This is a genomic window from Streptomyces africanus, assembly GCF_002150735.1.
Taxonomy (GTDB): domain Bacteria; phylum Actinomycetota; class Actinomycetes; order Streptomycetales; family Streptomycetaceae; genus Streptomyces; species Streptomyces africanus.
Genome location: NZ_MUKA01000241.1, coordinates 1 through 216, shown reverse-complemented (window position 1 = coordinate 216; position 216 = coordinate 1). Strand labels below are relative to the sequence as shown.

At 72.2% G+C, this 216-nt stretch carries 1 pseudogene; it reads left to right on the top strand.

What is annotated here, in order from left to right:
• A pseudogene (locus CCL05_RS27945) lies at positions 1-216 on the top strand (hypothetical protein); the annotation flags it as partial.

Sequence of the window (216 nt, the reverse complement as noted above, 5' to 3'; positions counted from 1 at the left end):
CGGCCGGTGGATCAAGCGCTACCACGTCACCGCCGACCCGGAGGGCATCGCGCCCGAAGTGGAGAAGGCGGCGTACGCGCTCCTGCCCGAACTGCTGCCGGAGCCGGACGGGACCCCGCCGGCGACGTTCGTCGTGCTGCACCGGGGCGGTGACGACGGCGCCTACCTGAACGCGTACAGCTGGGTGTGGGACAACGTGCTGCACTTCGGCGGCGC